At 32.6% G+C, this 13,328-nt stretch carries 10 protein-coding genes; 1 reads left to right on the forward strand and 9 read right to left on the reverse strand.

Features of this window, described 5'->3' with window-relative positions; all coding sequences use genetic code 11:
- Positions 1 to 273: 273 nt before the first annotated feature.
- A complete protein-coding gene (locus tag A9G36_RS07185) occupies positions 274 to 1,041 on the forward strand; it encodes a hypothetical protein (protein ID WP_065573897.1) in 768 nt (255 codons plus the stop codon).
- A 323-nt stretch (positions 1,042 to 1,364) separates the two neighbouring features.
- Here the strand turns inward: A9G36_RS07185 and A9G36_RS07190 are convergent, their stop codons facing one another.
- The 9 genes from A9G36_RS07190 to A9G36_RS07230 form a co-directional block, all read right to left on the reverse strand.
- On the reverse strand, positions 1,365 to 2,231 hold the full coding sequence (locus A9G36_RS07190) for a YjjW family glycine radical enzyme activase (protein WP_034947026.1): 867 nt from the start codon (positions 2,229 to 2,231) through the stop codon (positions 1,365 to 1,367).
- Positions 2,206 to 3,747: a YjjI family glycine radical enzyme gene (locus tag A9G36_RS07195; protein WP_065568962.1), complete on the reverse strand. Its 1,542-nt coding sequence runs from the start codon at positions 3,745 to 3,747 to the stop codon at positions 2,206 to 2,208. Before A9G36_RS07195 ends, A9G36_RS07190 begins: the two co-directional genes overlap by 26 nt.
- 231 nt (positions 3,748 to 3,978) lie before the next feature.
- Entirely contained in the window at positions 3,979 to 5,280 is a 1,302-nt protein-coding gene (locus A9G36_RS07200; protein WP_065573896.1) for a pyrimidine-nucleoside phosphorylase, read from the reverse strand.
- Positions 5,281 to 5,443: 163 nt separating this feature from the next.
- On the reverse strand, positions 5,444 to 5,863 hold the full coding sequence (locus tag A9G36_RS07205; RefSeq protein ID WP_442902658.1) for a cytidine deaminase: 420 nt from the start codon (positions 5,861 to 5,863) through the stop codon (positions 5,444 to 5,446).
- Positions 5,864 to 5,871: 8 nt separating this feature from the next.
- Entirely contained in the window at positions 5,872 to 7,845 is a 1,974-nt protein-coding gene (locus tag A9G36_RS07210; protein WP_065568960.1) for a bifunctional 2',3'-cyclic-nucleotide 2'-phosphodiesterase/3'-nucleotidase, read from the reverse strand.
- A 48-nt stretch (positions 7,846 to 7,893) separates the two neighbouring features.
- The gene (gene add / locus A9G36_RS07215; RefSeq protein ID WP_065573895.1) at positions 7,894 to 9,045 is read right to left on the reverse strand and encodes an adenosine deaminase; all 1,152 of its coding nucleotides are present in this window, start codon (positions 9,043 to 9,045) and stop codon (positions 7,894 to 7,896) included.
- 240 nt (positions 9,046 to 9,285) lie between these two features.
- A complete protein-coding gene (locus A9G36_RS07220; RefSeq protein ID WP_034946566.1) occupies positions 9,286 to 10,539 on the reverse strand; it encodes a nucleoside permease in 1,254 nt (417 codons plus the stop codon).
- Between the two features lie 237 nt (positions 10,540 to 10,776).
- Positions 10,777 to 11,493, reverse strand: a complete 717-nt coding sequence (gene deoD, locus A9G36_RS07225; RefSeq protein WP_034946563.1) for a purine-nucleoside phosphorylase — start codon at positions 11,491 to 11,493, stop codon at positions 10,777 to 10,779.
- Positions 11,494 to 11,549: 56 nt separating this feature from the next.
- Positions 11,550 to 12,779 carry a phosphopentomutase gene (locus A9G36_RS07230; protein ID WP_065585570.1) on the reverse strand — a complete coding sequence of 410 codons (1,230 nt, stop codon included), beginning with the start codon at positions 12,777 to 12,779 and terminating at the stop codon, positions 11,550 to 11,552.
- Positions 12,780 to 13,328 lie beyond the last annotated feature (549 nt).

Here is a 13,328-nt window from a genome sequence, read left to right on the forward strand (position 1 = left end):
ATTTATAACAGATAAAATTGGCTTTACAGCGTATTTTTTTAAAAATGGTGTTTAAAAATAGCCAATTAATCACTACGCCTCAAAAGCAAATATTTATTTAAAGGTTTATATTTTTCTTAATCGTGTCATTTTAAAACGTCTATTCCAGTTATTAAATAAAAGACATAGCGATTTTGATTCTATCTATTAATCATTAGCATTTTAAAAGTAAATTTGATGTTAATAACAGTAACCTAACTTTGGTTGTATGAAAGGTGTTAAGAGGGGGTAATAATGAATATTGATTTAATAACATTCAATAATAAAAATTATCAATTCTTACTAAATAAATTTGTTATTAATAAAGTAAAACAGATTCTTTTAATTCTTTTTATTTTTCCACAAATTACTTTTGCTAATTTATCGTTACATTCGGCTAATGTCTTAAATATTATTCATGGAAGTTCTCCATTAATTTTCCCCAGTGTGGATACTAAAATTTTTAATAATCTTATCGTAAAATTAAAAGCTCCAAATAGTGCTCCTTTAACTCTATTACCTCATGAAAGTGATAAGATTTATATTGCATATGATACTTCCCCAAGTGATTACTCCTTTAGTATTGATATATCCAGATTAAATGATACCGATATCTTAGACTCAAATGGCAATTATTTGCGATTGCAAAATGGCTATAAAATTGAAAGTATTAAAACTGAATGGAAAGATGCAAGCAATAATGTTTTAACTTCAGATTCAAAGGTTATTTTGGGAAATAATATCTGCAATGTAGAACAGTATAAAGATAATGTCCAAGTAAAAGTGACTGTTAATTATCGGACATTTACTGAATACGGTAATCCTAGCGTTTCTGATTTAAAAAAAGCCATTAAAACTTTTTCTGCTATTGCTAATGATGGAATTTGTTATATTCAACCTAGTTTACTGGCATTAAATATTCGTAATGGTTGGTTGGACGGTGGTAATTGGCTTGATATAGGCGCTAACCCAATTAATCGAAGAGAGCCTTATTATCTAAATCAGCTTATTATTCATAAATGATTTAAAACAACATTAATTGATACTAATTGTAATATTTTTCAACCTCGATATTTTCTGATAAATCATTATGATATTTATGTTGATATGATAGTTAAAAACCTGAGTTATTATTTAAAAAGTAGAAATTGCAGCTTAGTTACCGACTTGATAAATAAGTTTGCATTTACCGACAACTGATCAAACACGGTTGGTGAGTTTATTATTTTTATTGTAAGTATTCAGTCAAAAGCACAATTTTATGTGCATTTCTTATATCCACATATAGGAAATTTAAACGTTATCAATTGGAATGATGAAAATACTTTATGTTAAATAGATGAATATTACAAATAGAGGCTTGGTAATACGATATTATGCAGACCATATTGTCTTAATTGTGCGGCAAATTGTTCAACTTGTTGTTTGGTTGCAGGTTCCCAATTTTGGGCGATACCACGAATTCCACGATTATGAAATGCATTGATTCTAATTTTAATATTTGAATCAATTTTCATTAAGAAACAAGCAATATATTTGGCATTAACTTGTAAATCGGTGTGGTTGGGAATAAGCAAAAATCTAACTTCATATAATTTATTTATACTTGCAAGGTATTCAATGGTTTTTTTAACACGTAGGTTATCGCGACCAGTCAATTCTTTATTTATTTGATTGTCCCAAGCTTTAAGGTCAATCATTGCACCGTCCATCACGTTTTCTAATTTTTGCCATCCTGTTTGGTGTAAGTAACCATTGCTATCAATAAAGCAAGTAAGGTGATTTAAATCGTTGGCTTGTTTTATTGCTCTAAATAGTTTTTCAATAAAAGGAAGTTGCATAGTAGCTTCTCCTCCACTAAGGGTTATACCATTTAAAAATGGCAGATATTTTCGGATAATTTTTAATATATCTTCAACACTGTATTTATAAGTCATTGGAGTTGAGTGATGAACACAAGTATTAATACAAGTATCGCATTGTTGGCAAACTGAAGTTTGCCATATAACGCGGTGATTGTTAAAACTTAATGCCTGATGTGGACAAGTACTCACACAATCACCACAATCTTTACATAATGATATAGTGTAAGGGTTGTGGCAATTTAAACAACGAAAATTGCATCCTTGTAAAAATATGACTAACCGATTGCCTGGTCCATCAACACAAGAAAAGGGTAATATCTTATTAACGATTGCCCATGACTTGTTCATGACTGATAACTCTTGGTTTTCGACATAAATAACTATTGTTTTTAACGTCATTAGCAGCTTCTGCTCCTAAAAACGTTGTATTAATTCGTGATCCTTCTTGTTTATACTTTTTGATGTCCGATAATCTAACCATATAACCAGTTACTCGAACAAGATCATTACCACTGATATTAGCAGTAAATTCGCGGAAACCTAATTTAAAAGCTGCTTTACAAATTTGTAGTAAGGCTAGAGGATTATTTTTGATTGTTTCATCAATTGTTAAAATATCGCTGATACCTGATGTGTAGTAATGATGGTGTTTAAATAGCGCCATAATATGGGTAACAGGATCAGGTTCATGACCATAAGGAATGCGTAAACCAGGGGTTGTGCCTCTATCTGAACTAATACCAGATTGCGAGTGCAACATAGCCTTTCCTTTCCAAGCATTTTTTATTGTGTGTGTATCAATAAATTTGGCAACGAGTTGGGTAATGGTTAATGCTAGCTCATTGGCTTGTTGGTCAAAACCATAACGACCTGCTAAATTTGCTTTTTCTTGCAGGATATTGACCGCTTCAGCCATACTAAAGATACCAAACATGGGGGCAAATCGATTGGGATCGATTAATCCTTCTTGGACTAAAAAACTGCTATTAAAAAAGTTGGATTGATTATAAAGAAAGTCCGATCTTGCTTGAATAAGATTAAATTGTAACTGACAATAGTAAGGTAAGGTATTTGTCAAAAAATCCTCACTATTTTTACTGCGTAATGCTACTTCTTTTAAATTGATTCGTGAAAGCGTACTTCCTCCGCCGGCAACGGGTAGTGAATTATAGCAACTTACTACGCCATATCCTTGGTCATCAAAATCTTTTTTGATCATATTATTGTTTGCAATATGAGGTTTGCTTGTTTCACAAATATTTTCTATAGCGACTAATAATAGTGATTCTGGTGTAATGTCTTCATCATAGATAAAGGTTAAATTAGGTGCAACTTGTTTAAGCTCTCTATCTACACGTAAGATTACCCGACAGATAATATTATCAGTTGGGCCAATATTGGCATGCATAAACGCATCGGGCAAATTACGATCAAGCATGATCCAAAAACGCTTTAATCGTTGATAAATTTCATCTTCAGTAAGATTACCAATGTAAGGAAGTAAAATTTGATCTAAGCATCCTAAATAAACAGGCATACCTGTTACCGAAGGAACATGATGATAAGCAATAGTTAGCATATTTAGTGCATCATCAAAAGTCTTGGCAGGTTCAAGTTCAAGCCATTTTGAACCTTGTTGTAAGAATTTAGCATAATCAGGGAGCACATAGCGTGGTTTATATGGAGCGTGCCCCTCATACATGTCACAAATAACACGTTCATCTAAAGCTTTTTGGGTTTCACTATCAATATCAACATAAGGCAAATTATTTTCTGCTGCTAGTGCGAGCAAATTGGCTTTTTGTTTTGGTGACAAATTTGGGTCGGTCACGATTTGATAACAACTATTTTGAAATTCTGTCATGTGAATGTTAACCTCGATACTAAAAAATATAGTTTAATTCTAAATTTTTACCAATTTATTCTTTGTTAGCAATAAATTACTTTTGTTGATTATTCAAATGTTAATGGGTGATCAAACTTATTTTGCAAAATTAAACATATAATTATTAATTTTATCATCCTTAATCTGATCACCATTTTTTATTAAATCTTAAACAATACTGATGTTTTTTAAATCTGCTTGCTCAATTAGTTATTGTGTAATGATTTTATAGATGAGCTGAGGCTCTTTTGCACTATCACTAATTGTAATATTGTCATAAAGTTTTTGTTTGATTGCATCAATCTTATTGGTACTGGTATGGATTGTTAACAATGCTTCACCTTCGGTCACTTTATCGCCCACTTTTTTATGTAACACAATTCCAACAGCAGGATCGATAATATCTTCTTTAGTTGCACGGCCTGCACCTAATTGCATAGCAGCAATACCAATTTGATCAGCAATGATTCTTGAAACATAACCTGATTTAAGTGCAGGTAAAGCAATTTGATAAGGTGCACTAGCCAATTTTTCAGGGTGATCAACAACTGAGCTATCCCCACCTTGTGCTTCAATCAGTATTTTGAACTTCTCAACAGCTTTGCCATTCTTAATAACTTCTTGAAGTTTTGCTCTGGCTTCTTCTAATGTTTTGGCTTTATTAGCAAGTACAACCATTTGGCTACCTAATGTTAAAACCAATTCAGTTAAATCAGCAGGGCCGTGGCCTTTTAAGGTATCAATTGCTTCTTTTATTTCAAGTGCATTACCAATAGCGTAGCCAAGTGGTTGTGACATATCCGAGATAATAGCCATCGTTCTACGGCCAATTTGGTTACCAATATTCACCATTTCATGAGCTAATTTTTCAGAATCCGCCATATCTTTCATTAGTGCTCCATCACCTGTTTTAACATCAAGAACAATAGCATCAGCGCCAGCAGCTAACTTTTTACTCATAATTGAACTTGCAATAAGTGGAATAGAGTTAACCGTTCCTGTAACATCACGTAAAGAATATAACTTTTTATCAGCGGGGGTTAAATTGCCTGATTGACCAATAACGGCAAGCCCTTTATGATTAACTTGATCGATAAAATCTTGTTTACTTAATTCAATTTTAAATCCTGGAATTGATTCAAATTTATCGGTAGTGCCACCAGTATGACCTAAGCCACGTCCAGACATTTTAGCTACTGGTACATCTAAAGCGGCCACTAAAGGAGCAAGAACTAAGGTTGTTGTATCGCCCACACCACCAGTTGAATGTTTATCAACTTTAATACCTTTGATAGATGACAAATCAACGGTATCGCCAGAATACATCATTGCACTGGTTAAATCTGCGCATTCTTTTGATGTCATACCTTGATAATAAATTGCCATTAATAAAGCACTAACTTGATAATCGGGGATGGTACCATTAGTATAGTTAGTAATAAAAAATTGGATTTCTTCAGTAGTTAAAGAATGTCCATCACGTTTTTTTTCAATAATATCTACAAATCTCATAACGATTCTCTCTTAAAATCAATAAATCAAGTTAGTGTATTGCGCTGTTCATACAAGTATGACTGTTTAGTTCTTGTCGAAATAATCGACGAAAAATTGAATAGTATAAATAAACCTCATATTAGATTTACTATTTTTTATTTTGATCAAAAATAAACTAAAATTAATCAAGATCACTTGGTGAAAACGACCAAGGTAATAATTCCCCAACTGTAGTTTCTTGAATTTTTCCCTGCATATTGGTCAAAATAACCGGCATATCTTTAGCACAAAACTCACTAATCACTTGTCTACAAGCGCCACAAGGTGAGATAGGACCATCAGTATTGCCAATTACCACCAATTTTTTAAATTTTGTTTTACCTTCAGAAACCGCTTTAAAAATTGCCGTTCTCTCGGCACAATTTGCTAGCCCATAAGATGCGTTTTCAATATTACAACCTAAAATTGCTTCATCATCTTCAGTAATTAGCACGGCACCAACCTGAAATTTAGAATAAGGCACATAAGCTTTAGAACGGGCAGTTTTAGCAAGTTCAATCAGTTTTTCAATTTTCATATTAATAATCCTTTTGGTCGTAATAAATCTAACTAAATTTTAGGTTGAGCTTTAACAGGAGACTGTAAATCTATCTTATAAACACCAAAACCAGATGTATCTATGTCAATAAAGCGAATAGGGTATAGTGAATGTTTTTCGATATAGGATTTAGCTTCATCTGTTGATGATGATTCAAAGCGAATATCCAAATTTTTATTACTAGTAATCCGAGCAATTTGCCAATTATTATCGACAGTGACATCTACTATACCGTTCTTTTGGGTCATATTGGTGATATAAGCAGAAAGAATCAATCTTAAATCATCTGGTGAATTGAATTTAACATTTTTTTCGCCTGTGCCGGGAAATAAACCGCCATAAGCGCGATAGTTATTGGTGGCAATTAAGAATTCTTGGTTAGGATCAATTGTTTTTTGTTGATAAGTCAGATTCTTAATTCTTTCAGATGTTGGATTAATTAACTGGCAATTTGCATCGTAACGAGGTGGTTTAGTAACATCTATTTGATAATTAACCCCATCAATAATGTCAAAATTATAGGTTCTGAATTTATCCCAATTAATTAAATATTGTGGTTGTGATGAATTAGTATTAATTTGATTATACACACCAGCTGAACATTCCAACCACTCTTTAACATCTTTACCTGTAATTTTCACAGCAGATAACATATTAGGATAAAGGTAAATATCTGCAGCGTTTCTAAACGACAAATTGCCTTTTTTAACATCAACAAAAGCACTTGGATCGTTTTTTCGTCCGCCAGCTTTAAACGGTGCAATAGCTGATAAAATAGGTAATCCATTCAGATCAGGATCACCTTGAATAAATTGCTTAACATAATCGATCTGTGCATCGTTAATAATTTGTAGGGCTGAGCTATCTTCGACCAATGCTAAATAGCTAGTAATATCGGTTGAAACTTTACCTATTGGTTTGCTAACAAATTCACGTGTACCTTGGTGATCCTTGACTAGAATATCAACAATTTTGGCGTCTGCTTCAACTAGCGCTTTTTTGTTTTTTATATCATAAATTGGACGAGCTTCGGATTTTCCTGAAACTACTTGCCAATTTGCTTGTTCGCCTTCAAGAACTAAGTCAACTACTCCTAAGTGGCTACCCCAATGTCCGGGCATTACAGCAGGGACATGATTAATATTGCCCGTTTTAATATCTGTATTAGGTAATGATTTGAACGCTTCACTTGGAAACACGCTATGAGCATGACCAAACATAATGGCATCAATACCCTCTACTTGGCTCAAGTAGTAAACCGAATTTTCAGCTAATGCTTTATAAGGTTCAGTTGAAACACCAGAATGTGGAATAGCAATAATAACATCAGCGCCTTGTTTTTTCATTTCAGGGACTAATAGCTTGGCTGTTTCTGTAATATCTTTGACGACAACTTTGCCATCAAGATTAAGTTTGTCCCATTGCATAATTTGTGGAGGCACAAAACCAATATAGCCAATTTTAATAGTGTGTTTATTGCCGTTTCTATCAATAACAGGAGTATCTAAAATAATATATTGTGTAAAAAATGGCTTTTGAGTTTTGGCATCATAAACATTAGCGTTAATGTAAGGAAATTTAGCCCCAGAAAGACTTTTTTGCAGAAATTCCAATCCAAAATTAAATTCGTGGTTACCAATATTTCCCACAGTATAATCAAGCGTATTAAGTGCTTTATAAATAGGGTGAATATCATCATCATCAAGACCTTTATGTACGGCATAATCAGCCATCGGGCTACCTTGAATCAGATCACCATTATCAACAAGGACACTATTTTTTACTTCACTTCTTGCTTGATGAATTAAATTAGCAGTTTTTACTAATCCAAAAGAATCAACAGACTGATCTTTAAAATAATCATAATTCATCATGTTACCGTGTAAGTCGGTTGTTTCGATTATCCTTAAATCAACCGTTGCAGCATTAACAAAACCAGATATAAATAGGGTTAAGAAGTTAAGGATTAACTTGTTATTTTTCATACAAATCTCCTATTTATTTTTGATATATTGCTTATTTACATGTAGTGCTTATAAAAGTTCTTGATAAGTTTTAAACCTGTCAATAATAGCAAAATGGTATTTTTTATCAGTGATTGCTTGTTGAAGCATTTGTTTATCATTAGCAGTAAATAAGGATAAAACATAATGTGTTAATCTCACCTTTACTGACTCTTCAACAAAAGCAGCATCAATGCCACAAAGTGTAATATCAAGTAATTCTAACCTTGAAAACTGAAATACTGTTTGAGCAATGTGATACTCTTTTTCAATATCTGTACCAAAAATGCCAGCATCATCCGTATTAAGCGTTATACGTACACCTTGCTCATACAGTTTCCTCACTGGGTGATTATGTATATTGCCATGAAGTTCGTTAACTAAAATACGGTTACTTGTTAATGCGATTTCTAATGTGATTTTTTTATCAATTAATTCTTGAATTAACTTTTGATTTTCAATGGCTCGAATACCATGCCCAATTCTATTTGCACCGTGTTTTAGAGCTTGAATAATACTTTCTGCTGAATCGATTTCGCCTGCATGATAAGATTTTTTTAATTTTAATTGTGATGCTAATTGATGAGCATCTTGAAAATCATCAAAATGCCCAGCTTTTTCGTTTCCAGCAATATTAAAACCGGTTATAAACTGATGAGGATTCTTTTCGATAAATCGCAATGTGTCATAAACAATTTTGGCGCCAAGGTGTCTAACCCCAATAACATGATATCTTACTGTGACATCAAATTCTTTCTGTACATCAATAATTGCTTTATCCATTTGCTCTAAGGTTTGATGAAATCTTTCTTGATTCCAAATAATTTCGCCATTAATTTCAGTTGTACAAATATGATAAGGAGAAAGGAACAGTTCGCAGTAAATTAATCCTTGCTTTGCGTTTCTATAAAGAAAATCGTAGGTGATTAAGTAATAATCTTCGGGTGTTTTAACAAAACTAGAAACCGTATCATAAGTTTGAATAAATTCAACAAAGTTAGTTTCATCGTATCGATATCGACCATTTTTAAACTCATTTTTATCATACTCATTGGCTTGATAACATAATGAATTAGGAAAAATGATATGATTTTTATCGGCGAGCTTCTGAGCCATAAAAGGAGTAATACTGCCTTCAACATGCTCATGTAATATGACTTTTGGGATAATTTGATTATGCATTTTATATTTTTCAGTTTAATTCTGCCTATTGGATACCTGCAATAATAATATTTAAACGCCACTGGAAGGTTTGTGCAGTATAGTTAATTTATAATTGCATACACGCTATTGTACCTGGATAAATTACATGTTTTCCACACATTTTGTGTGCTTATTTTTTTCATTTTTTATCAGGGAAATATTAATTTAATTTTTCCTAAAAAGCAGCAATAGTACTAAATATTGCTGCTGATTCCTTTATTAATTAATAACCTGAAAAGCTTTTTCTTCTGTTTTTTCGTTTTTAAATATTAATAAAAATATGATTGCTAATACTAAAGAATAACTAGCAAAAATAAGCCAAATAGTGCGCCAATCAATAATTCCATCTGATGTATAATAATCAACGACAAAACCACTGATAGTTGAACCTAAATAAGCACCAATTCCATTGGTCATAATCATAAAAAGCCCTTGTGCACTGTTACGAATATTTGAAGATACCGATTTTTCAACATACATAGAGCCAGAAATATTATAAAAATCAAATGCACAACCGTATACGATCATTGATAATAATAATAACGTGAAGCCAACAGGAGAAGGATCACCATAAGCAAATAAGCCAAAACGAGCAACCCAAGCAATCATACTAATTAACATTACATATTTGATACCAAGGCGTTTCATAAAAAATGGAACAAACAGTATAAATACTACTTCCGATATTTGTGAAATAGAAAGTAAAACAGAAGGGTATTGTACTACTAAACTATCGGCATATTCTGGAACATTTTTAAATGAAAGCAAGAAAGGATTACCAAAAGTATTTGTAATTTGTAAAATTCCTCCAAGAAATACAGCGAATATGAAGAAGATTGCAATTCTAGGTTCCTTAAATAAAACAAATGCATCTAGACCTAAAGAGCTTACAAGAGACTTTCTTTTCGAATTATCTTTAGTTATTACAATTAATGGTAAAGTAAGTGAGTATAGGCTAAGTAAAATTGAACCGGTAGCGGCAATATAAAGTTGCATATTGCTTAATCCAAATTTTAAAAAGCTCACTAACCACATTGCAATAATAAAACCGATAGTACCAAAAATTCTTATATTAGGAAATTGAGTGATAACATCCAAACCTTGCGAAGCTAAACATGAGTAAGAAATTGAGTTAGAAATAGCTATAGTAGGCATAAAGGCAAGGCAATGAATTAACATAACAACAACCATCATCAAAGGTGATGTAATTGATGCTGCAATAAATAGGGTAATTGCACCAATTAGATGGCAAATCATAAATAACCTATTAGCAGGGATCCATCTATCTGCTACAACACCAAGTAAGCCTGGCATAAATAAAGAAGCGATTCCCATCGTACTATAAACTGAGCCTACTGTCGTACCGCTAAATTTTAGAGTCTCCATCATATAAGAACCTAGGGTGATAAGCCAACTTCCCCAGATGAAGAATTGTAAGAAAAATATAATCTTAAGTTTAAACTTAATATTCATTTCGATTCCTTATTAAATGAGATATTTGATAATCTATTGCCTAACAAATTATTAATGAATAAATTTAAATATTAGCGAATACTATGTTTGCTTATATAACGCAATGCTTATTAGTATGCGGTTAAAATAGCTTACTGATTTTTGTTTTAAAAAATGTTTTATCTAATTTAACTGTTAATATTTTTATTATTCTAAAAAATAAACTTAAAAAAAAATGGCAATTGATCTGCCATTTTTTTAATTCTGATTTAATAATACTGATTCCAATGCTACTGTAATCATTTCTTTAAAGCCCAGTTGGCGTTGTTCTGCCGACATGGATTCTCCTTTTCGAATATGATCTGAAACTGTACAAATTGCTAGTGCCTTTGCACCATATTCTGAAGCAACTCCATAAATGCCAGCAGCTTCCATTTCAACGCCTAAAATATTGTATTTTTCCATAATATCGAACAATTCGGGTTCAACACTGTAGAATAAATCAGCTGAAAAAAGATTACCAACTTTTACATTTACACCCAATTGTTTCGCTGCATTAACTGCGTTACAGGTTAGATCAAAATCGGCAATTGCGGCAAAATCATGATCTTTAAAACGAATTCGATTGACTTTAGAATCAGTACAAGCTCCCATACCGACAATAACATCACCGATGTTAACATTTGGGCTAATTGCACCACATGAGCCGATTCGTATAATATTTTTAACTCCATAAAACTTTATTAATTCGGTTACATAAATAGAACAAGAAGGAATGCCCATTCCATGTCCCATAACTGAGACTTTTTGCCCTTTGTAATAACCTGTAAAACCTAGCATTGCTCTTACATTAGTGACTTCTTGTGCGTTTTCTAAAAATGTTTCTGCAATAAATTTTGCGCGTAGCGGATCGCCAGGCATTAAAACAGTTTCTGCAAAAGCATTATCAGCGGCATTAATATGCGGGGTAGACATCAAATTCTCCTGATCTTTGTTTCTAAAAAAGTATTACTTTAAAATGGATTAGTTATCTATTTTCTAATAAAAGATTGACCATAATCCATTGGCGACAAATCAAAATAATCAGCGACACTTTGCCCAATGTCGGCAAAAGTTTTCCGATGACCTAAAGATCCAACTGGCACGCTATCACCATAAACAAGCACTGGAATATGTTCACGTGTATGATCCGTTCCTGGCCATGTAGGATCGCAACCATGATCAGCACTGATAATCAGCAGATCACCTGGTTCAACCAGTGCTAGCATTTCAGGTAGACGGCTATCAAAATATTCTAAAGCTGCAGCATAACCTGAAACGTCGCGTCTATGTCCATAAGAAGAGTCAAAATCAACAAAATTAGTAAACACAATGGTATTGTCTCTAGCTTGCTTTATTTCTTCAAGCGAAGCATTAAATAGCGCTTCAATACCTGTGGCTTTAACTTTTTTTGTTATCCCAACGTGTGCATAAATATCGGCTATTTTACCGATTGAAATAACGTGACCATTTTTTTCATCAACTAACTTTTTAATCATTGTTGGTGCAGGTGGCTCAACAGCAAGATCATGACGATTACCAGTACGAACAAACTCACCTGCTTTTGCACCGATGAAAGGTCTTGCAATAACGCGCCCTATATTGTAATTGCCTTTATTAAGTTCATCACGTACTATTTCGCAAATTTCATATAATTTTTCTAAACCGAACGTTTCTTCATGACAAGCGATTTGGAAAACTGAATCTGCTGATGTGTAAAAAATTGGTTTACCGCTTGCCATATGTTCCTCGCCAAGTTCATCTAGAATAATCGTGCCTGATGAATGGCAATTACCTAGATAGCCAGGAAGATTTGCACGTGTAACAATTTTATCTAAAAGATCTTGAGGAAAGCTGTTAGTGGTATTAGTAAAATAACCCCAATCAAAAAGAACGGGTACGCCTGCTATTTCCCAATGTCCTGAAGGCGTATCTTTACCCGAGGAAATTTCGCTTGCATAACCATAAGAACCAATGATATCACCTTCAGATTTCATGCCTTTTGGATAATGCCCTGTTGATTCATATGCAGCTTCTAGTAATCCTAACTTACCTAAATTAGGTAAGTTTAGCACTCCACTGCGTCCGCACTCAGCTTTGCCTAATGCACAGGCTTCGGCGATATGACCTAAAGTATTAGCGCCTTTATCGCCATATTTTTTCGCATCTTCAGCGCCACCTAGTCCGAAGGAATCAAGGATCATAATAAAAACTCTTTTCATAATTTCCTCTAACTTTCGAATACAACCTTACTCACATAAATTTATTGGCTTATATTATATGAAATAATAACATGTAAAAATGTGATCTAATACCCAATTGATTATTTTTATAATAATTCACAATAAATATAACAGACATTTTCGGGCTGATTAAATTTCTTCTAATTTAAAAAAGATCGAATGGTTAGCTATGATACATGATTAAAAAAAAACAAAAAAGATTTAAGCATTGTTTTAGCTGATTATTTGATTAATGTTAACGTTTAATAAAGAAATAGGGCAATCATTTGGGAAAAAGTGCATATATTAGGTTTTAATAGCCATAGTAATTATTTTTAATGTGTTTAAAATGGAGAATCATCGAAGTTTAGATAAAATACCCCATACTGTTGTGATAACATATTGCATTATATATATACTTAAATGATACAATAGTTATTTATCTTGCCATATGCATAAACATTTAGTCATTCTATTTACATATTAAAGTTGAAAATCCAACTTCAAATTTTAAAGTTAAAAGCTTTATAAAATTAAAAAGAAATAAAA

This window comes from Gilliamella sp. Choc6-1, from assembly GCF_001690385.1.
Lineage (GTDB): Bacteria > Pseudomonadota > Gammaproteobacteria > Enterobacterales > Orbaceae > Gilliamella > Gilliamella apicola_A.